Origin of the sequence: Kitasatospora sp. NPDC001527 (genome assembly GCF_040298605.1) — a bacterium.
GTDB lineage: Bacteria > Actinomycetota > Actinomycetes > Streptomycetales > Streptomycetaceae > Kitasatospora.
In genome coordinates this window covers 25,918-45,397 of record NZ_JBEPAM010000059.1, presented here as the reverse complement: position 1 = coordinate 45,397, position 19,480 = coordinate 25,918, and the positions used below count along the sequence as shown (strand labels likewise).

At 74.2% G+C, this 19,480-nt stretch carries 19 protein-coding genes; 15 read left to right on the top strand and 4 right to left on the bottom strand.

Annotation, left to right across the window (positions count from 1 at the left end; genetic code table 11):
• Nucleotides 1-362 precede the first annotated feature (362 nt).
• The gene (locus tag ABT238_RS34205) at nt 363-1,109 is read left to right on the top strand and encodes an SAM-dependent methyltransferase (protein WP_350803784.1); all 747 of its coding nucleotides are present in this window, start codon (nt 363-365) and stop codon (nt 1,107-1,109) included.
• 29 nt (nt 1,110-1,138) lie between these two features.
• Here the strand turns inward: ABT238_RS34205 and ABT238_RS34200 are convergent, their stop codons facing one another.
• Nucleotides 1,139-1,738, bottom strand: a complete 600-nt coding sequence (locus tag ABT238_RS34200; protein WP_350803777.1) for a TetR/AcrR family transcriptional regulator — start codon at nt 1,736-1,738, stop codon at nt 1,139-1,141.
• A gap of 109 nt (nt 1,739-1,847) precedes the next feature.
• On the opposite strand from ABT238_RS34200, the gene ABT238_RS34195 reads away from it, so the two are divergent.
• The 4 genes from ABT238_RS34195 to ABT238_RS34180 all read left to right on the top strand — a co-directional run bounded on the left by ABT238_RS34195 (nt 1,848) and on the right by ABT238_RS34180 (nt 5,166).
• The gene (locus ABT238_RS34195; protein WP_350803770.1) at nt 1,848-2,822 is read left to right on the top strand and encodes a TIGR03620 family F420-dependent LLM class oxidoreductase; all 975 of its coding nucleotides are present in this window, start codon (nt 1,848-1,850) and stop codon (nt 2,820-2,822) included.
• A gap of 118 nt (nt 2,823-2,940) precedes the next feature.
• Nucleotides 2,941-3,525: a DinB family protein gene (locus ABT238_RS34190; protein ID WP_350564358.1), complete on the top strand. Its 585-nt coding sequence runs from the start codon at nt 2,941-2,943 to the stop codon at nt 3,523-3,525.
• A gap of 150 nt (nt 3,526-3,675) precedes the next feature.
• Complete coding sequence (locus tag ABT238_RS34185; protein WP_350803763.1) at nt 3,676-4,398, top strand: hypothetical protein; 723 nt, start codon at nt 3,676-3,678, stop codon at nt 4,396-4,398.
• 300 nt (nt 4,399-4,698) lie between these two features.
• Nucleotides 4,699-5,166 carry a hypothetical protein gene (locus ABT238_RS34180; RefSeq protein ID WP_350564361.1) on the top strand — a complete coding sequence of 156 codons (468 nt, stop codon included), beginning with the start codon at nt 4,699-4,701 and terminating at the stop codon, nt 5,164-5,166.
• A 154-nt stretch (nt 5,167-5,320) separates the two neighbouring features.
• Here ABT238_RS34180 and ABT238_RS34175 read toward each other — a convergent pair whose 3' ends face one another.
• A complete protein-coding gene (locus ABT238_RS34175; RefSeq protein ID WP_350564363.1) occupies nt 5,321-5,620 on the bottom strand; it encodes a hypothetical protein in 300 nt (99 codons plus the stop codon).
• Here ABT238_RS34175 and ABT238_RS34170 point away from each other — a divergent pair.
• On the top strand, nt 5,594-5,947 hold the full coding sequence (locus tag ABT238_RS34170; protein ID WP_350803754.1) for a response regulator transcription factor: 354 nt from the start codon (nt 5,594-5,596) through the stop codon (nt 5,945-5,947). The genes ABT238_RS34175 and ABT238_RS34170 overlap by 27 nt on opposite strands.
• A gap of 175 nt (nt 5,948-6,122) precedes the next feature.
• The gene (locus ABT238_RS34165; RefSeq protein WP_350803746.1) at nt 6,123-8,126 is read left to right on the top strand and encodes a LamG-like jellyroll fold domain-containing protein; all 2,004 of its coding nucleotides are present in this window, start codon (nt 6,123-6,125) and stop codon (nt 8,124-8,126) included.
• Nucleotides 8,127-8,188: 62 nt separating this feature from the next.
• Here the strand turns inward: ABT238_RS34165 and ABT238_RS34160 are convergent, their stop codons facing one another.
• Complete coding sequence (locus tag ABT238_RS34160) at nt 8,189-8,728, bottom strand: hypothetical protein (RefSeq protein WP_350564367.1); 540 nt, start codon at nt 8,726-8,728, stop codon at nt 8,189-8,191.
• 223 nt (nt 8,729-8,951) lie between these two features.
• On the opposite strand from ABT238_RS34160, the gene ABT238_RS34155 reads away from it, so the two are divergent.
• From ABT238_RS34155 to ABT238_RS34140, 4 genes are all read left to right on the top strand, one after another.
• Nucleotides 8,952-9,722 (top strand): uracil-DNA glycosylase family protein, encoded by a 771-nt coding sequence (locus ABT238_RS34155; protein ID WP_350564369.1) that lies wholly within the window; start codon nt 8,952-8,954, stop codon nt 9,720-9,722.
• A complete protein-coding gene (locus ABT238_RS34150) occupies nt 9,722-11,323 on the top strand; it encodes an amidohydrolase family protein (RefSeq protein ID WP_350803734.1) in 1,602 nt (533 codons plus the stop codon). Before ABT238_RS34155 ends, ABT238_RS34150 begins: the two co-directional genes overlap by 1 nt.
• Nucleotides 11,320-12,897, top strand: coding sequence for a S41 family peptidase (locus ABT238_RS34145; protein WP_350564373.1), 1,578 nt, complete (start codon nt 11,320-11,322; stop codon nt 12,895-12,897). Before ABT238_RS34150 ends, ABT238_RS34145 begins: the two co-directional genes overlap by 4 nt.
• Nucleotides 12,898-13,174: 277 nt before the next feature.
• A complete protein-coding gene (locus ABT238_RS34140; protein ID WP_350564375.1) occupies nt 13,175-13,891 on the top strand; it encodes a chitinase in 717 nt (238 codons plus the stop codon).
• 306 nt (nt 13,892-14,197) lie between these two features.
• Here the strand turns inward: ABT238_RS34140 and ABT238_RS34135 are convergent, their stop codons facing one another.
• On the bottom strand, nt 14,198-15,094 hold the full coding sequence (locus ABT238_RS34135; RefSeq protein ID WP_350803725.1) for a LysR family transcriptional regulator: 897 nt from the start codon (nt 15,092-15,094) through the stop codon (nt 14,198-14,200).
• Between the two features lie 129 nt (nt 15,095-15,223).
• On the opposite strand from ABT238_RS34135, the gene ABT238_RS34130 reads away from it, so the two are divergent.
• The 4 genes from ABT238_RS34130 to ABT238_RS34115 all read left to right on the top strand — a co-directional run bounded on the left by ABT238_RS34130 (nt 15,224) and on the right by ABT238_RS34115 (nt 19,400).
• Nucleotides 15,224-15,712, top strand: a complete 489-nt coding sequence (locus ABT238_RS34130) for a cupin domain-containing protein (protein ID WP_350803718.1) — start codon at nt 15,224-15,226, stop codon at nt 15,710-15,712.
• A gap of 438 nt (nt 15,713-16,150) precedes the next feature.
• Entirely contained in the window at nt 16,151-17,671 is a 1,521-nt protein-coding gene (locus ABT238_RS34125) for an amino acid adenylation domain-containing protein (protein ID WP_350803709.1), read from the top strand.
• Nucleotides 17,672-17,793: 122 nt separating this feature from the next.
• Nucleotides 17,794-18,036: a phosphopantetheine-binding protein gene (locus ABT238_RS34120; protein WP_350564382.1), complete on the top strand. Its 243-nt coding sequence runs from the start codon at nt 17,794-17,796 to the stop codon at nt 18,034-18,036.
• On the top strand, nt 18,033-19,400 hold the full coding sequence (locus ABT238_RS34115; protein ID WP_350564383.1) for a flavin monoamine oxidase family protein: 1,368 nt from the start codon (nt 18,033-18,035) through the stop codon (nt 19,398-19,400). Before ABT238_RS34120 ends, ABT238_RS34115 begins: the two co-directional genes overlap by 4 nt.
• Nucleotides 19,401-19,480 lie beyond the last annotated feature (80 nt).

Below are 19,480 nucleotides of genomic sequence, written 5' to 3'. Positions count from 1 at the left end.
CCGCGTCGCTCACCCCCCCCGCCCCCCCCCGCCCCCCCACCTACACCGCCCCCCCTCCCGCCCCCCCCCCCCCGGGGCGGGGGGGGGGCCGGGCCCCCCCCCCCCCCCCCCACGCCCGGAACCCCTACAGAACCCGCCTGTCGGCCGCGGCTCCCGACTCCCGGCTCCCCCGGGCGGACGGCCGAGCGGGCGGCGGGGAAAACCGATGGACACGGTTTCCTGCGCGTCCTAGCCTCGCGGAGGTCGGAAGTTCGCACGTCCGGATGGGGTGAATGTGATGACGGTCCAGGCAACGGCGGCCAGCGTCAACAGGCCGTTCCCCGCTCGCTTCATCACCTCATCGGACGTAAGGAATCCCAACAGTGGACCTTCCACGTAGCTTCACCATCCGCGAGAGCAGCCACCGCATCCACAACCCGTTCACCAGCGAGAAGCTGGCCGCCCTGGGGCGGGCGCTGCACCTGGCCCCCGGGACGCGCGCGCTCGACCTCGCCAGCGGGTCGGGCGAGATGCTGTGCACCTGGGCGCACACCCACGGCATCGTCGGGACGGGAGTGGACATCAGCTCCGAGTTCACGGCCAGGGCCCGTGCCCGGGCGTCCGAGCTCGACGTCGCCGATCGGGTGGTCTTCGTTCACGGCGACGCCTCCGGCTATGTCGCGGACGAACCCGTCGGCCTCGCGGCGTGCATCGGCGCCACCTGGATCGCCGGCGGAGTGGCCGGCACGATCGATCTGCTCCGTCGCAGCCTCCGCCCCGGTGGCATCCTGCTGATCGGCGAACCGTACTGGCGTCAGGATCCCCCGGACCAGCACACCGTCGAAGCGTGCCACGCCGGCGGCAAGGACGACCTCCGCCCGCTGCCCGAGCTGATCGGGCGGTTCGGCGAACTGGGTTACGACGTCGTCGAGATGATGCTTGCCGACCAGGACAGCTGGGACCGGTACCAGGCCGCGCAGTGGCTCAACATCCGACGCTGGCTCGACCGGAATCCCGAGGACGAGCTGGCCGCCGGGTTGAGAGCCGAGCTCGCCGAGGAGCCGGCCCGCTACGCCAGGTACCGGCGCGAGTACCTCGGCTGGGGGGCCTTCGCTCTCATGGGCCGCTGACGGTCACGTCGGGGCCGCCTGGACGCCCGCTACGGACGCTTCCTCCGGCGCGGTGCCCCGTGCACGGCGTCCAGCACCAGGTCCAGCAGCAGCTCGGGCTGCCCGGCCCGAGCGCTGCCGGCCGTGGACAGCGCGATGCCGATGACGAGCTGGAGGAGGTCGTCGCCGGCCAGGTCGGCGCGGGCCGTTCCGCGCCGTTGCGCCCGGGTGAGCAGGCCGGTCGCCATGTCCAGGATGCGTCGATGGCAGTCGAAGCCCAACTCGCCGGCCGATTCCACCAGCAGGGCGCCGCCCATGCCCTGGTTCACCCGGGCATGGGCGAGGAAGGCCCGGAGCCACTCCTCCAGGGCGTCGTCGGCGTCCTCCGAGGCGAGCAGCTGCTCCGCGCGCGCGTGCAGTGTCTCGATCCGGTCCGCGAGTACCGCGGTCAACAGGGCCGAGCGGTTGGGGAAGTGGCGGTACAGGGTGCCGGGGCCCACCCCGGCCCGGCGGGCGATCTCGTTGAGGGACGCGCCGGGCCCGGCTTCGGCGAACACTTCTCGCGCCGCCGCCACCAGGCGCTCCCGGTTGAGGCGGGCGTCCGTACGCCGCGCGGGCCCGACCGGGATGCGCGCCTGCCTGTTCGTCATCGTCCCGCCCTTCGGTCGACTCCCGGGATGGAAAACCGGAGAGGTTCTCCGTATTCTAGCCGACACACAACCGGAGAACCTCTCCGGAAAGCTGCCCGAGGAGTACGGGATGACTGACGACGCACGGACCGGGCTCGGCCCGGTCGGGATCTGGACCTTCGCCTACGAGGGACACCCCGCCGGACGCGTCCGCGAATCGGCCGCGGAGCTGGAGGAGTTGGGCTACGGGGCGATCTGGCACGGTGAGGCCTTCGGCCGCGACACGGTGGGCCAGGCGTGGTTACTGCTGTCCGCGACCCGCCGGATCACCGTCGCGTCCGGCATCGCCAACATCGCCTTCCGGGACCCGATCGCCACGGCCGGCGCGGCACGCACCCTCGGTGAGGCCTTCCCCGGACGCTACCTCCTCGGCCTGGGCGGGCACCGGGTCGACGACACGGTGCACCTGGTGGACGGCTACCCCGTCCCGGCCCGGGGCAGGGCGCTCGCCACGATGCGCGCCTACCTCGACGCCATGGACGCCACCCCCGCCCACGGCCCCGTACCGGACCCGGCCCCCCGCCGCGTCCTGGCCGCCCTCGGCCCGAAGATGCTCCGGCTGGCCGCCGAACGCACCTGGGGCGCGCACCCCTACTTCGTGCCCGTCGAGCACACCGCGCAGGCCCGTACGATCATGGGGCCGGACGCCTTCCTCGGGGTCGAGCAGGCCGTCGTCCTGGACACCGACCTCGGCCGGGCCCGGGAGGTGGCCACGGCACACGTGGCCGGATACGTCGCCATGGCGCCCCACCAGCAGGCGAACGTCCGGAGGCTCGGATTCGGCGACGAGGACATCACCGGCGGCCCGAGCCGCCGGCTGGTGGACGCGATCGTCGCGTACGGCGACACGGAAACGATCCGCCGCCGCGTGCGGGATCACCTCGACGCAGGGGCCGACCACGTCTGCCTGCAGGTCCTGAGCGCCGATCAAACGGCGCTGCCGGAGCGCGAGTGGCGCGAACTCGCCTCCGCTCTCATCGCTCCTTCCCCAGCACAACACCCCTCCCGACCCGCGACACCGCCCTCCCCCCGAACCGGGGCATAGCGCGCCAGTACACCGCCGAGCGCGCCGGAAGAACCTCCGTGGCGGGGGCGGCAGGACCAGGGCCGGAGCACGTACCGGATCTTGAGAGCGCGAGCGGACCGTGGCAGGCTCATGCCGCATGATCGATGAATTCGCGAAGGACACCCTGCACGGGAGACTGCGGCGGGACCGCGAGGCGCTGCTCTGGAAGCTCGACGGCCTGTCCGAGTACGACGCCCGCCGGCCTCTGACGGCGACCGGGACCAACCTCCTCGGCCTGGTCAAGCACGTGGCCAGCGTCGAGGCCCGGTATTTCGGCGAGGTCTTCGGCCGCCCGTCCCCGGAAGGGCTGCCGCGGTGGCAGGACCACGACGGCGGCGATCTGTGGGCGGCCGAGGGCGAGACCCGCGATCAGATCATCGGGTTCTACCGGCGCACGTGGGAACACTCGGACTCGACGATCGACGAGCTTCCCCTGGACGCCCCCGGTCACGTGCCGTGGTGGCCGGAGCCCCATGCCGACACGAACCTGTTCGCCGTCATGGTCCACGTCCTCGGCGAGTCCGTCCGGCATGCCGGGCACGCCGACATCCTGCGCGAGGGCCTCGACGGCCGGACCGGCCTGCGCCCCGAACACGAGAGGCCGATCGACGAGGAAGCCCGTGCGGCCTACTGGGCGAAGATCGAGCGGGCCGCCAGGTCGGCCGCACCGGTCAAGGCTTAGGCGCCGCCCAAACCACCTCCCCCCGGATCGGGACATAGCCACAAGTTCGCCACAAGAACGTTCGTGCCACGCCCCGTTCGGCCACCTCCCTGGAAGCATCCCTGCTGGGCACCGGGGAGGTGTCCGTGGACGCGATCGATGGGGGTTGCGATGAACGCTCCTACCAGGGATGTGAAGCCGCCGGCCTGGAGGCGGCTCGGCGGAGCGGTCGCCCGCGCACTGCCGGCGGGCCTGTTCCCCCTGGCAGGACTGGCCATCACCGTCCTCTGCTTCAGCCGGTTCGTCGACGTGAACGACACGACGCTCGGCTACCGCTCCGCCCCCGTCTGCGCCACGGCGGCGCACACGCCCGGCACGGACTGCGTGCGGCGCGAGACCGGCAAGGTGACGGAGCAGTACACCGTCGACGGCGACGGAAGGACCTACATGGTGGGGGTGGCGCGCGAGGCGGGCCGCGCGCACCGCTACTCGGTGAACGCGAGCTTCTACGCCGCCACCAAGGTCGGCACGGACGTGGACCTGACGATCTACCGGGGGCGGGTGGCCGAACTCGTCTACCAGGGACACCACACCGGCAACCCGGGCACGCTCTACCTGGCCTCCTTCAAGGTCGCCCTCCTGGCCGGCCTCGGAGTGACCCTCACGATCCTGGGCCTGACCTGGCCACGGGTGGGCGCGCGGGCGGGCTCCTTCGCCTTCGCCATGGGCTGTCTCACCGTCGCCACCGCGATGCTCGGCTGCCTCACCCTCATCACGATGGAGTGGTCACTCGCCGCCCTCCTGGCCATCCCGGTCTTCGGCTGGCTGGCCACGACCGGCGGCGCCGCCGTGATCGTCCGGGACGAATCCGCCCCTGGGATGGCCCGGCGATGACCGGAGTGGGAAGTCGGCCGGCCCGACTTCCCACTCCCACCACCCCCACAGACCACCCCTGTCGGCGCCGCAGCCGCATGACACGGCTGCGGAGGGTCGGCCGAGGCTACGACGCGATCTAGCCATCGAAGGTCATTTTCCAGCCTGACACACCATTCCAAATGCGAAGAATCCATCTGACATTCGAAACTGATACACGCTCATGCCATTGCACACATCAGGTTCCACATGTGAAATGGCATCACCTCGCCCGGTGGCTCACCCACGGGCGGGCACCACCAAGTGAAGGAGTACTTCGCCATGAACCGTTCGCTGAAGGGTCTGACCCTGCTCGCGGCCTCCACGGCCGCCGCCGGCACGCTGATGGCCGCGCCCGCCCAGGCCGCGACCACCAGTACCTCGACCACGACCGCGACCTTCGAAACCTGTAGCCCGTGGTCGCTGCAGAGCGGGCTGTCGACCCAGGTCTGCGCCTCCGTCAACGGCACCAACGTCCAGTTCCTCGGCCGCATCGCCCTGGCCGGCCCGCCGTCCCCCGGCTACCCGCCGCAGCCCCAGGACCTCATCACCACCATCTCCGGCCAGGTCGTCGGCGGTGCCTCGCTCGGCACGGTCAACCAGGGCGTGAACTTCCTCGCGAGCACGGTCACCGTCAACGGCCCGAGCGGCACCGTCCCGTGCAACAACGTCGTCAGCGGCACCTTCAGCGTCGCCAAGTTCGGCTGGAACCCGTCGCCGGTCACCGTGAGCACCCCGATCCCCTGCTGATCCGAGCTCCCATGAGCCCGGGGCCGGGAGCCGCACGGCTCCCGGCCCCGGCGCCGCCCAGGCCGCCGGTTCCGCGCCGACCGACGGGGGCGGCGCGGCACCGGACGCCCGCCGGTTCACCGTCGGCGGCCGGGCCCGGTCGGGCCGGGGACCGTCACGCGGCGAGGTGCTCCAGCGTGAACAGGGACGCCCGGTAGGCGTCCTGGGCCAGCGCCGAGCCCGTGGAGCCGGCCGGGTCGGCGGCGGCGGCGAAGCTGCCGCTGTGCACGAGGCGGATCAGCGCCTGGTCGGAGCCGGGCGTGGGGTACAGGAAGTTGAACGCCTGGTTCGCGTGGATGTACCACCCCGAGCAGTCCCGGACGTTCAGGTTGGCGCCGTCGGCCAGCCCTTCGATCGAGTCGTTCGGGTACTGGTTGTCGGCGTTGTGGTGGCACAGCTTCCCGCCGCCCGGCACCCGGTCGACATCGCCCTGGGTTTCGTCCCCAAGACCACTCCCGCCGACCGGCTGGCCGGGATCCCGCGCGACGTGCACGCCGGCGGGCGCTACACCGACCACCGGCTCGCCCCCTACGCCCTCACCGAGACCTCCTGTCCGCTCACCCCGCGCGAACTCGACGTCCTGCGCGGCGTCCACCACGGCCAGGCCAGCGGCGACCTCGCCGCACAGCACCACCTCGCGCCCGGCACCGTCCGCAACCACCTCTCCGGCGCCATCACCAAGCTCGCCGTCCGCACCCGCCACGAGGCGGCGCGCCGTGCCTGGGAAGAGGGGTGGATCTGATCCCGCTCCCGGCGGGACGGGCGGGGCGGCGACGGGGCGGGCGGTCCGGCTGGGCGGGAGGGCCGGCGCGGTGTCCTCCGGGTTCCTCCGCTGTTCAGCGGGACGTGGCTCCGGCGATGATCTCCGACCAGACCCGCTCCCTACCGTCGTGGGCCGGACCACTTCGGGAGCGAACATGCACGACATCCACGAGTCCGGGCACGAGTGCGGGTGCCCGCGGACCGCCGACCTCGACGGGGACGGCCCGGCCGCGGCCGGGCGGCGCCGGTTCCTGCGCGGGGCCGGACTGCTCGGAGCCGGGGTCGGGGCGGCGGGGTTCGGCCTGCTCGGCGCCGCGCCCGCGCAGGCCGCCGGTGCCGCGCCGACCGACGGCGGCGCGGCACCGGAGAAGGCGGGGAAGGCGCAGGACAAGGGGAAGGCCAAGGGGAAGCGCCGCTGGCAGCCGGACCCGGACGCCCGCCGGTTCACCCTGGTCGTCATGCCGGACACCCAGTACCTGTTCGACCAGGACCGCATCCACCCGGCGCCGGTGGAGGCCTCCATCCGCTATGTGCTCGACGGCGGGGTCAACCGCGAGGACGGGACGGACGACAACATCGTCTTCCTGGCCCACCTCGGCGACGTCACCGAGAACGGCCTGCCCACCGAGTTCGCCGCCGTCAGCAAGGTGTTCGGCCTGCTGGACGACGCCGGCGCGGCCTACGGCGTGCTCGCCGGCAACCACGACGTCCGCTCCTCGACCGACGACCGGCGCGGCAGCAGCCCGTACCTGGAGGCCTTCGGCAAGGAGCGGGCCGCCCGCACCTCCGGCTACCACAGCTCCAGCCCGGACGGCTACAACACCTGCCACGTCTTCACCGCGGGCGGCCGCCCGTGGATGGTGCTCTCGCTGGACTGGCGGCTGTCCGACGCGGGCTTCGACTGGGCCAACGCGGTGATCGCCGCCAACCCGAAGGTCCCGGTGATCCTGACCACCCACGAGCTGGCCCACGCCGACGACGCCGGGCGGGCCGAGCTGTCCGACTACGGCCGCAAGCTCTGGGACCGGCTGATCAGCGGCAACGACCAGGTCTTCCTCACCGTCAACGGGCACTACTGGCCGCCCGGCCGCACCGTGCTGCGGAACCAGGCCGGCCACGACGTCCACGTCCACATCACCAACTACCAGGACCGCTACTACGGCGGCGCCGCGATGATCCGGGCGTACCGCTTCGACCTCGACCGCAACACCGTCGACGTGTCGACCTTCTCGCCGTGGATCCAGGAGATCGCCGCCGAGGAGCGCAACGTGCTCGCGGCGAAGGAGGTCGAGCTGACCTCGGACGTGGACCGCTTCTCGCTCTCCATCGACTTCGACCGGCGCTTCGCGGGCTTCGCCCCCGTCCCGCAGCGCCCGGCGCGCCGGCCCGCCGAGCTGCTGGTCCGGGACACCGTGGCGTACTGGCGCTTCGACGCCGCTGGCGGCGCCGGAACCGTCCCGCCCAACCTGGTCGTCAAGGACCTGTCGGGCCAGGGCAACGACCTGCTCCGGCGCACCGCCCCGGGCACCCCCGACGAGGCGCTCACCTGGTCCGCCGAGCACCACCCGGACCAGCCGGGCCACGGCAGCCTGCTGTTCAGGGGCACCCGCTCGCCGGTGCGCGGCGGCTACCTGGAGACGGCGCCCACCGCGCCGCTGAACCGGGAGACCTTCGAGCGCGGCTTCACCGTCGAGGCCTTCTGCAAGCTGCCCGCCGACTGGGACTCCGGGCAGAGCCGCTGGTCCGCCCTGCTCAGCCGCTGGGGGATGGCGGGCGAGGCGGGCAAGAGCGGTCCGGGGACGGACGCCGAGGAGCCCGTCGTGACGCTCAGCCTCTCCGAGGCGCCCGCCCTGCAGTGGTGCGTCTACCCGCTCAACCAGACCGGGGCGTCCACCTGTTGGGGCCACCAGCTGCCCCTGGACGCGTGGTGGCACGTCGCGGTCGTCAACGACGGCAAGCTCAGCCGGATGTACGTCGACGGCTGCGAGGTCGCCCGCAACCCCGCCACCCCCGCCGTCGGCCTGACCACCCTGGGCCGCCCGTGGATGCTGGGCGGCTACTCCTACGCGGGCGTGCTGGACAAGGTCTTCCACGGACACATCGGCGACGTCCGCATCGTGAAGCGCCCCCTGCGCGTCCGCGAGTTCATGACCGCCTGACCACCCGGATCGCCCGTGCCCTCCCGGCCGTTCGCCGGGAGGGCACGGGGTCAGGGGGCCCGTCAGGAGGCGGGCGGGCAGACCAGGTTGCCTGCGACGGACGGATCGGGGACCTGGGCGCCCTGGTAGGTGCCCTGGGTGTACTCGTAATAGAAGTAGTAGACGAGGAAGCCCACGGTGCCCCCGACAGCGCAGTCCGAGTCCGCGGTGAAGCGGAAGGGCAGTGTCACGGCGCGGCTGTCCCCGGGAGCGATGGGAACCGCCGGTGAGACCAGGTTGAAGCGAACGGACGAGGGGGACAGCTCGCACCAGCTGGCGCCCGTGCACCCGGTGAACTCTCGGTGCGCCGCCGAGCCCGTCTCGGAGGCGTAGACCGTCGCGTAGAGGAAGGTCACCGGAGTGTCCTGCCGGTTGGTGAACGTCACGGACAACGCGCCGACCTGGCCCGGCGTGAGCGTCGTGTCGTCGACGCTGAAGGCGAAGTGCGGCGACGAGGGCTCGGCCGCGGCGAAGGCCTGCCCTCCGAAGCCGAACAGGCTGAGGAACAACGTCAGTGCGGCGATGAGGCGCACACGCCTCATCGCCGAGGCGGGTATGGACATGGTCGCCCAGCGTAGGCGCGCGCCTCCGGCCCGTCTGCCCCGGCTTCGGGAAACCGGCCATGATCGGGTGCATGTCAGAACGCTGCACGGAGGACGTGTCCCTTGGCCTTCTCGCGCTCCGGGCCGACCCCCGGCGGGACCGTTTGCGGGGGCGGGGGCGGTGTGGTGCATTGGAAGGGACACCGCCACGGCCGGGGTGCCGCCGCTGAGGAGGTGGTGAGCGATGGCCGAGTTCGACCGGGGTCCGGCGGACGCGTTCGCGGACCTGTTGGCCCGGGTGCCCGATCCGCCCGACGCGCAGGCGTTCTGGTCCGACTGGGGGCCGGTCTTCTACCGGGGCCGGCTGGACGGCTCGGCGCGGGTCCTGGTGGTCGCCTCCGACCCGGGGCCGACCGAGCGGATCGCCGGGCGCACCCTCGTCGGCGACGCCGGGCAGCGGGTGCAGGGGTTCCTCGGCAAGCTGGGCCTGACCCGGTCCTACGTCTGCCTCAACGCCTGGGCGTACGCGGTGCACCCCTCGCAGGCCGAGGAGATGAAGGAGCGGCTCGGCGACGCGGACCAACTCCACTGGCGCAACGAGGTGTTCGGCGCGGCGGTCGGCCCCGCCCTGCAGGCCGTCGTCGCGATGGGCTTCATGGCCCAGGAGGCGGTGCGGCTCTGGGACGGCCGGCCGCAACAGGCGGTGCTGGCCAAGGTGCCGCACCCGTCGAGCCACGACCCGGTGGCGCTGCTGAACGGCTGGCGCGCGGCCGTCACCACGCTGCGCGCCGTCGTCGACGCCGACGAGGACGGCGACAGGACCGGGCCCAACTACGGCGAGACCTTCGAGGAGGACGACTACCGCCCGATCCCCCGGCGCGATCTGCCGTTCGGCGTGCCGGCGTTCCTGGGGGACGACGCCTGGGTGCGCGCCGAGGGGACCGGGCCGCCGACCTCCGTGCGCCGGCCCGCCCCGGACGACGGGCACACCCTGCTCTGGAAGGCACCGGACTGATGGCCCTCGTCCTGCGCGGCACCGTCGTGACCTTCGACGCCGAGCACCGGGTCCTCGACCCCGGCGCGGTGTACGCCGGCGACGACGGCCGGCTGGCCGCGGTGCAGCCGGCCGGGCAGGCGCCGCCCCCCGGCTTCGCCGCCGCCCCGGTCGTCGACCTCACCGCCACCGGCGCGCTCGTCCTGCCCGGCCTGGTCGACCTGCACGGCCACCTGCAGTACCACACGCTGCCGCTCTGGGAGGCGGTCGGCGTGCCGTACCTGCACCACGACCGCTGGGTGGACGAGCGGGACGCACCCGACTACGCGACCACCGTCACCTGGCCCGCCAAGGTGCTCGGCCACGCCGCGCCCGGGGCGCTGCTGGCCTACATCGCGGTCAAGGCGCTGGTCGGCGGCACGACCTCGGTGCAGGGCGCGCCGCGCTCGACCCGCCCGCTGGGCGACGGGCTGGTGCGGATCGTCGACATCGAGAAGCTGCCGGCGGGGCGCGACATGGTGATGACCGCGGCGCTCCAGCAGGACGCCGAGGTGCTGCGCAACGAGACGGCGGACAAGCTCGACGGCAGCCGGGTGCTGATCTACCACGTCGCGGAGGGGCGGCGCGCCGCCGAGCCGGACCCGGCGAAGCCGGTGTCGCACGTCCACCGCGAGTTCGCCGACCTCGCGCCGTGCCTGAAGCCGGGGCTGGTCTGCGTCCACGGCACCGCGCTCACGGCCGCCGAGTTCGCCACCTGGCAGGGCGCCGTGACGGCCCTCGACCCGGCCGAGCGCGGCACCGTGGTGTGGTCGCCGTTCTCCAACCTCTGGCTCTACCGGGAGACGACGGACGTGGTCGCGGCCACCGCGCAGGGGCTGCGGATCGCGCTCGGCTCCGACTGGTCGCCGTCGGGGACCAAGCACGTGCTGGGCGAGCTGAAGGTGGCCGACGGCCTCAACCGCGACGAGCTGGGCGGCCACTTCGACGACCGGGCGCTGTGCGACCTGGTCACCGCCGACCCGGGCGACGCGCTGGCGACCGCCTGGGGGCCGCAGGTGGGGCGGCTGGCGGCCGGCAGCGCCGCCGACCTGCTGGTGCTGGACCGCCAGCAGCCCGGCAAGGACGTGTACCGCGCGCTCATCGACGCCACCGAGCGCCACATCCTGCTGGTGGTCACCCGCGGCCGGCCGCGCTACGGCACGCAGCCGCTGATGACCGCCGCCGGAGCGACGGCCACCAGTGCGATCCAGCCGGCGCCCGGGCTGCGCCGCCGGGTGGCGCTGGACGGAGCGGGCGGGGCCGGACCGGACGGCGGCGTCCTGGACTGGCCCGCCGTCAAGCGGGCGCTGGACAAGGTCCACCAGGACCCGCGGGCCGCGTTCCGCGACGCCCAGGACGCGCTGGCCGCGTGGGGCGGATCGCTCGACGACCCCGACGCCCCGCTCGCCCTGTTCGGCGACATGCCCGAGGGCGAGGCGGCGGCCCTGGCCGGTACCGACGACATCCCGCCCGGCCTGGTCGTCCCGGAGCCGGACGCGCTGACCCACGACGCCGCCTTCCTCGCCGCCGTGGACCGCAGCGGCATCCCGGCGCTCCGGCACCTGAAGGACTGCTACCCGTGAGCCCCCGGGTCACCGCCCCGGCCCGCGCCCTGCCGGAGTCCACCGGACTCGACGCCTTCCTCGCGCAGGCCGCCGCCGACCCGCTGCCGCTCGCCGACCGCTACCGGCTGCTGGCCGCCGCCCGCGTCCTGGTCGAGGAGCTGTACGTCCACCTGCCGCTCAAGCGGGCGCGCTACGCCACCGACCCGGTCCAGCGCCTGCGCCTGCTGGAGCGGCGGGTGCCCGCCCTCAGCGAGCTCCAGTTCCACGGCGAACTGGCCGGTGTCTTCCGGGACCTGCGCGACCTGCACACCGTCTACCAGCTCCCCGCCCCGTACCGGGGACAGGTCGCCGTACTCGGCTTCCTGGTGGAGCGCTACCACGACGAGGACGGCGCGCCGCACTACCCGGTCTCCCGGATCGACGACGCGCTGAAGCACGGGGACTTCGACGCCGGCGTCGAACTGGAGCTGTGGAACGGCGTCCCGGTGGAGCGCGCCATCGAACGCGGCGCCGCCGCCCAGGTGGGCTGCAGCCCCGACGCCCGGCTCGCCCGGGGACTGGAGTCGCTGACGCTGCGCCCGCTGCGCACCGCTCCCCCGCCGGACGAGCGCTGGGTGCAGCTCACCTACCGCACCCCCGACGGGCGGCTGCGCGAGACCCGGGTGCCGTGGCGGGTGCGCCCCGCCGACCGGCACCGGGGGCGCGACCAGGACCCGGTGCCCACGCTCGGGACCCACCTCGGCATCGACGCCGGCAACGAGGCCACCCGCCAGGCCAAGCGCGCGCTGTTCGCCCCCGCCCCGGCCCGCCGCTCGGCGGCGCGGGCGCCCCGGGACGTCCTGGCGTTCCGCCGCACGCGCGGGCGCCGCCCGTACGGGTACCTGCGGGTCTACTCGTTCAACGTCACGAGCGCGCGGCGGTTCGCCGAGCAGGTGGCGGCGATCGCGGCGGGCGCACCGGCGGACGGCCTGATCGTCGACATCCGCGGCAACCCGGGCGGCAACATCCTGGCCGCCGAGGCCGCCCTGCGGGTGCTGAGCACCGGCCCCGTCGACCCGGTCCGCTTCGCGCTGCCGACCTCCCGCGCCGCGCTCGCCCTGGCCCGCGCCAACCCGGCCTTCCGCCCGTGGGCGCCCTCGATCCGCGACGCGGTGGAGAGCGGCGAGCCGTACTCCCAGGCCTTCCCGCTCACCGACCCGGACGCGGTCGCCGACGGCCTGCCGCGCTACCCGGGGCCGAAGGTGCTGATCGTCGACGCGCTCAGCTACTCGGCCGCCGACATCTTCGCCGCCGGGTTCGCGGACAACGGGCTCGGCCCCGTCCTCGGGACCGCCGGGACCACCGGCGCGGGCGGCGCCAACGTGTGGACGTACGAGCTGCTGGGCGTCTGGCTGCCGGACCTGCTGGGCCCGCTGCCGCGCGGGGCCGGGTTCCGGGTCGCGCTGCGCCGCGCCACCCGCGCCGGGGGCAACGCCGGCGTCCCCCTGGAGGACTTCGGCGTAACGGCCGACCCGCTGCACCGGCTGACCCGACGTGACGTCCTCGGCCACAACCGGGACCTGCTGGCGGCGGCCTCCGCACTGCTGTCCTGAGCAGCCGAGGTCCGACCGCCTCCGGCCCATCCTTCCCGTCGTTTCCCCTTTGCCTCCACGGCTGCCCGCAGCCCTGCTTCGGACCCCCTGAACATCCCTCCAGTGCGTCATAATTGACGTGACGTCAGCCCCCTTCCGCAGATCTGCCCAGAAGGGGTGGTTTAGCTCCTCGCACTCCGCTGATTCCGGGAATCCGCTACCAGGATGGACTCCGGCGCTTCGCCCGCGAAGCACCGCCCGTCCCCCTCCGATTCCCGGATCCCCGAAGCGAGGAACGATGAAGCTCCTGCGTGCCCTGTCGGTGGCGGCCTCGGCCGCCGTGCTGAGCACCCTCTCGCTGACCGGCCAGACGGCGCCGGCCTCCGCCGCCGACTCGTTCGTGGTCAGCGAGTCCCAGTTCAACCAGCTCTTCCCTGCCCGGAACTCCTTCTACACCTACCGCGGCCTGGTCGACGCGCTCGGCGCCTACCCGAAGTTCGCCGCCTCCGGTGATACCGCCACCCGCAAGCGCGAGGCGGCGGCCTTCCTCGCCAACGTCAGTCACGAGACCGGCGGGCTGAAGTTCGTCGTCGAGCAGAACACCGCCAACTACTCGCACTACTGCGACAGTTCACAGCCGTACGGCTGCCCGGCCGGCCAGTCCGCCTACTACGGACGCGGGCCGCTGCAGCTGAGCTGGAACTTCAACTACAAGGCGGCCGGCGACGCCCTCGGCATCGACCTGCTGCACGACCCGTACCAGGCGGAGAAGAACCCGGCGGTGTCCTGGAAGACCGCGCTCTGGTTCTGGAACACCCAGAGCGGCGCCGGCCGGATGACCCCGCACGACGCCATCGTCAACAACAAGGGCTTCGGCGAGACGATCCGCAGCATCAACGGCGCGCTGGAGTGCGACGGCAAGAACCCGGGCCAGCGCGACGACCGGATCAACCTCTTCAAGAAGTTCACCGCCACCCTGGGCACCGACGTCGGCGGCGGCAACCTCTCCTGCTGACCCGGTGACCGGGGCGGAAGGGGGGAGACGGCCGCACCGGCTCCTCCCCTCCGTCCACGGCTCCGCGCACGGCACGACCGGCCGTGTCAGCGGGAGGCGAACCAGTCCCACAGCTGGGTGGCGGCCACCGCGGCACCCGCCGAACACCGCACCGCACCGCAGCGGCTCGACCGCCGGCGGGGCGCCGCCGGTGACGGAGCCCGCCGACCGGCCGGCCCGTGGGCCGGGCCGCGGTCCGGACTCCCCGCGCCGCGAGGCACCCGGGAGTCATGACGGGGGCGGCCGGCGGGTGCGACCCCGGCCGTCTCATATCGGCGTGCGCAGTGCCGGGCCGGGCTCGCGCAGGGCGGCCAGCAGGTGGCCGAGGGCCGGCGAGCGCGGGCCGGCGGGGTGGGCGAGGACGGTGGGGACGGTGAGCGCGGCCAGCGGGCGGACGGCGGTGCGCGGCAGCCCGGGGAGGCCGTTGACCTCGTAGAACACGGTCCAGGACGGCTCGGGGGCGGTGCCGATCTCGGCGAGGGTCTCGCGCAGGGTGGTGAACGGTTCGCCGGGCGGCGGGTCGGCGGCTACGGCGCGGCAGGCCTCGGTGACGAGGGCGTGGAAGCCCGGGTTGCGGTCGCGGGGGGCCAGGCGCAGGGGCAGCCGGGCGAGCCGGGCGAGATCCGGCGAGGGCTCGGCGGCGAGCGGGTGGTCGGCGGGCAGCGCCACGTGGAGGGGGTCGCGCCAGACCGGGAGGCGGACGAGGCCGGGGGTGTCCGGGGCCGGGCGGAACAGCGCGGCGTCCAGGCGTCCCGAGCGCAGGGCGTCCAGCCGTTCGGCGGGCGGCGCCTGGCGCAGGCGCACCCGCAGGCCGGGGGCACGGGCGGCGAGGCGGGCGAGCGCGGCGTCCAGGCGGCCGTCGGGGGTCTGCACCACCCCGAGCCGCAGCACCCCGTCCGTCCCGTCCCGCAGCGCGGCGGCGCTGTCGCGGATCCGGTCGGCGGCGGCGAGGGCGGCGCGGGCCTGCGGGAGGAGGCGCTCGCCGGCGGTGGACAGCCGGGTGCCGCGGGTGGAGCGGTCGAACAGCGGCACCCCGAGTTCGCGCTCCAGCCGGCCGATCTGCGCGCTCACCGCGGACTGGACGATGACGAGGCGTTCGGCGGCCCGGCCGAAGCCGCCCTCCTCGGCCACCGCCACGAAGTACTGGAGCTGCCTGAGTTCCACCCCGCCCGCCTCCGGTCATCTCGATCGGCGATCACGGTGGTCTCCAACCGCCGCTGGCTCCCGATCCATCCCGCCGGTCGAATGGTGGCGTACGGCGGGAGCTCGGACGAAGGACGAAGGGAACGGCACATGACGGCGGAGCGGGCAGGGGCGATCGTGGTGCGGGCGGAGGACGCCGAGCGGGTGGAGCTGCCGGCGGGCGGGGCGTTCGGGCTGCTGGTGGACGGGGACGCCACGCGCGGCGCGCTCGGCGCCAACCGGCTGACGCTCGGCGTCGGCGCGAACGGGGCCCGGCCGCACCACCACGCGGTGTCCTGGGAGTTCTTCCAGGTGCTGGACGGGGCGGCGGAGTTCCTGCTGGGCGAGGAGCTGGTGACGGTGGCGGCGGGCGGGGCGGTCGCGGTGCCGCCGCTGCTGCCGCACGCCTTCGGGGCGGCGGCCGGGAGCACGGCGGACCTGCTGGTGGTCGCGGCGCCGGGGGTGCGGCGCTTCGGGTACTTCCGCGCGCTCGGGGACGTGACCCGGGGGCGGCTGCCGTTCGAGGACCTGCGGGCCCGGCAGGAGGAGTACGACGTGCACTTCGGCGCGAGTGCCGTGTGGGAGGCGGCGCGCGGTTGACGGACGGACGGTCCGTCGGCGTCCGATCGGCGGATTCACGGCCGGGCGGCGCCGGCTTCCGGGTGCGCCGGCGCGGCCCGGGGCGGGGGGCCGCCAGCAGCGGGAACGCCCGCGCGCCGGCGGGCGCGCCCGGCACGGCGCAGTCGAACGGATCGGCATTCCCGTAAACGACGGGAAATGGCAGCGGAGTTGGATGGTGTGCGATCTCCGCGTGGAAAGCCGCCGGGGCGCCGTCGCGTCAGGTGATCGGGCCGACACCTTCCGCAGTCACTCGGATCACAGGAGAGCGCCCGGACAGCGCCGGTCCCGTTCACATGTCAACCACACCTCCTTGAAGCGACATCCTCAACAACCATTGTGGCTCCGCAGGCTCGGCGGGTAGAGTCCCGGTCCGCCGAGCACCGAACACGTGCTCGCACGGCATTCTTTGGGGCGGGCATGACAAATAACCGCAACATCAACGGGGCCACTTCCGACGTGATTGACGCGTTCACGGAAACCGTGCGCCGATATCCCGGGCGACCGGCGATCGTCCACCACGGGCAGGACCTCAGTTATCGCCAACTGCACGAAATGGCAGGCCATTTGGCCGAGCGAATCGGCACCGCGCCGGGCGTGGTGGCGGTTCCGGCGGTGCACACCCCGGACACCGTCGTCGGGCTGCTCGGCATCCTCGCCGCCGGCGGCACCTACTGCCCGGTCGACCCGGCGTTCCCGCCGCAGCGGCAGCAGGAGATGCTCACGGCGGCCGGCTGCCGCACCACCCTCGGCCTGGACCCCGAACTCCGCCCGGCCCCGGCCGGGTTACCGCGATTAGCGGAGACCGCCCGAGGCGGCGCGGGGGAACCCGGACCGCAGCCGCCGGCCTATCTGCTCTTCACGTCGGGTTCGACCGGGCAGCCGAAACCCGTCGTCACACCGAGGCGGGCGATCTCCGCCACCGTCGACTCGCTGCGCACCCTGTTCGGCCTCACCGCCGGGGACCGCGTGCTCCAGTTCGCCTCGCTGAACTGGGACACCTGCTTCGAGGAGATCCTGCCGGCGCTCACCACCGGCGCCGCGCTCGTCCTCGACCGCGAGGCGCACAGCGGATCGTTCCCGCGCTTCCTGCGACTGGTCGAGCGCGAGCGGATCACCGTGCTCGACCTGCCCACCGCCTTCTGGCACGAACTGGTCCTCCACCTGGCCGAGGAGGGCGGCGCACTGCCCGGCTGCGTCCGGCTGCTGGTGATCGGCGGCGAGGCCGCCAACCCGGCCCGGCTCGCCGACTGGGCCGCCCTCGACACCGGGCGGATCCGGCTGCTCAACACCTACGGGTCCACCGAGACCACGCTGATCACCCATGCCGTCGACCTGCACGGCCCGCTGGCCGCCGGCCGCGACCGGCCCTGGGCGCCCGGCGACCGGGTACCGATCGGCCGGGCCCTGCCCCACGTGCTCGAACGGATCGACGAACGCGGCGAGTTGCTGATCGGCGGACCCGCGGTGGCGCTCGGCTACCTCGGCCTGCCGGAGGCCACCGCGGCCCGCTTCACCGAGGACGCCGAGGGCGTGCGCTGGTTCCGCACCGGCGACCGGGTGAGCCGCGCACCGGACGGCGCGCTCACCCACCAGGGCCGCATGGACGGCGAGTTGAAGGTGCGCGGGATCCGGGTCGACCTGGCCGAGGTGGAGGCGCACCTCGGCGGCCACCCGGGCGTGCAGGCCGCGGCGGTGACGGGGGCGAGCCTCGCCGGCCGCTCCGCGCTGGTCGCCTACCTGGTCCCGCGCGCCGGGGCGGACACCGCGACCCTGGCCGCCGAGGTCCGCGGGTACCTGCGGGACCGGCTGCCCGGCCACCTCGTGCCCAGCCGGATCACCGTCGTGCCCGAGCTGGTGCTCACCGCGAGCGGCAAGGTCGACCGGGCCGCCTCGCACCGCCGCCACGGCGCCGCCGCACCGGCCCCGGCGCGCTCGTAGCCCCCCCCCTGCAGACCTCCCCCTGCCCGCGCGCCCGGACCCGGGCCCGCGCGAACGAACGGTCCCCCTCACCCGGTGCCGCCCCGGCGCACCGCACACCCGACGGTCCTAGGAGAGCCTCGTTGAGCAGCGTAGACACCACCCCCGCCGACACGGAGGGCGTGGCGGCGATCTTCCGCCGCGTCCTGGAGACGGACGACGTCGCGGCGGACTCGGACTTCTTCCTCCTGGGCGGCGACTCCCTCATCGCCACCCGCGTGCTGAGCGCGGTCGCCCGCGCCTACCGCGTCGAGCTGTCCTTCGAGGACTTCGTGCTCGCGCCGACCCCGGCCGGCCTCGCCGAGCTGATCGCGAGCGCCGGATGAGCGGCGGCAGAGCGCGCTCCGCCGTCGTCGTCGGCGCCGGGCCGGCGGGGCTGACCGCCGCCGAGGGGCTGGCGGCCCGCGGCGTCGGGGTCACCGTGCTGGAGGCCCGCGAGCGGGTCGGCGGACGGACCCACGGGATCGAGGTCGCCCCCGGCGCCTGGATCGACGCGGGCGCCGCCTACCTCGGTGCCCGGCACACCGAACTCCTGACCCTCATCAAAGAGTTGGGCCTCCACACCAGCCCCACCACGATGCTCGGCGCGAGCCGCTTCGCGCTCGGCGGCGGCGAGGACAGCGCGCACGCCACCCGGGACGGCCGGTTCCCGCCGCTCAACGCGGTGGCGCTCGGCGAGCTCTTCGACCACCTCGCCGACCTGACCGCCGTCGTCCGGCCGGAGGCGCCCTGGCTCACCCCGGACGCCGAGCGGCTGGACACCCTCACCGCCGCCGAGTGGGCCGGGCAGTACCTCACCCACCCGGACGCCCGGCTGTTCTTCCCGCTCTTCCTGGGCGAGATGATGGCCGCCGACCCGGCCGACGTCTCCGTCCTGCACATGGCCTTCTACCTGCGCTCGGGCGGCGGCCTGCGCTACCTCAACGCCTTCGAGGGCGGCGCCCAGCAGGACCGGGTCGCGGGCGGCGCGCACCTGCTCTGCGAGCGGCTCGCCGCCCGGGTGGACGGGCGGCCGCACGGCGCCGTGCGGCTCGGCGAGGCGGTGCGGGCCGTCGCCCAGGACGCCGACGGGGTCACCGTGCACACCGAGCGCGGCGCCGCGTACCGGGCCGACGTCGCGGTGGTGGCGCTGCCGCCGCTGCTCGCCGACACTCTCGACCTGGGACCCGAGCCGCCGGCCCGCCGGGCGGGCGAGCGCACCGGGCGCGGCTGCGCCGTCAAGGTGAACCTGGTCTACCCGTCGCCGCTCTGGCGCGAGCACGGGCTCTCCGGGTGGTCGGTCAACGCGGAGGGCCCGCTGCTCTCCACGGTGGACGACTCGCCGGCCGGCTCGGAGGCCGGCGTGCTGACCGGCTTCGTCACCGGCGCCGAGGCGCACCGCTACGCCGCACTTGGGCCGCGTGAGCAGCGCGCGGCCGCGGTCGCGCAGGCCGCCCGGCTGTTCCCGATGCTGCCCGAGCCGGTCGGCTTCCATGTCACCGACTGGGTCAACGAGCCCTACAGCAAGGGCTGTTACGCCGCACTCTTCGGGCCGGGCGACTGGCTGCGACTCGGCCCGACGCTGACCGCGCCGCACGGCCGGGTGCACTGGGCCGGCACCGAGACCAGCACGGAGTTCTTCGGCCTGCTGGAGGGCGCGATCCGCTCCGGCCACCGGGTCGTCGCGGAGATCCTCGACGGCGGGGTCTGATCCACCGTCCGGTCCACCGCCCCGGGCACCAGCACCACCCGGCACCGCTTCCCCCTTCGCCCGTGCTCCCGTTCCACAAG